Raw genomic sequence first — 695 nt, 5'->3', positions numbered from 1 at the left:
AATACTTTCTCTTACCTTATTTTTTTCCTTTACAATATCAAAACCATTTATCGTTGCCTCTCCGCCAGTTGGTCTAATTATCGTCGACAGCATGTTAATGGTAGTGCTTTTTCCAGCACCATTCGGTCCGAGAAAGCCAAAAATCTCCCCTTCATCAATTGCAAAATTCACACCGGTTACCGCTTCAAAACCTTTGTACTTTTTTCGTAAATCATTCACTTCAACAATCGTTGCCAACGTTACTCCCCCTCAACCTCTTTCATGAGTAATCTTCGCATAGTCTGTAGGCCTATCCGTATGTCGTGTAACTCCTGTTCAGTTGCTCCCGCTGTAATTGTTTGCATAAATTGATCAATGATTTGCCTGAATGAGTCTTGTAATTCCTCTGCTTTCTTTGATAAATAAATCTCCACAATTCTTCTGTCGTTTTTATTCCGGCATCGTATCACAAAATTGTTTTTTTCTAAACGATCAAGGATACTTGAAACGGTACTGGGCGCCAATTTCAAACGATCACTTAAATCACCAACACGCATAGGTTCATTTTCTGACAGCAAATGCAGCGTCATCATTTGTGGTGGCGTTAATCCTTTCCCGTGCAGCTGTTCGCGCAGTCGCTTTTTCATAAGTGCATTAATCTCTCGGAACAGTTCAGCAATATCCTTGCCATTATTTGCAGTCACATGGTCCACCTC

At 40.6% G+C, this 695-nt stretch carries 2 protein-coding genes; both read right to left on the bottom strand.

The window, feature by feature from the left end:
* Nucleotides 1-237 (bottom strand): ATP-binding cassette domain-containing protein (locus AC3G7N_RS21180; RefSeq protein ID WP_489424118.1); only part of this gene is annotated, 237 nt, incomplete at its 3' end.
* 2 nt (nucleotides 238-239) lie between these two features.
* On the bottom strand, nucleotides 240-695 hold a 456-nt coding region (locus AC3G7N_RS21175), incomplete at its 5' end, for a MarR family winged helix-turn-helix transcriptional regulator (protein ID WP_489424117.1).

Source organism: Virgibacillus carmonensis (assembly GCF_057836705.1).
This window is presented reverse-complemented; position numbering and strand designations above follow the sequence as displayed.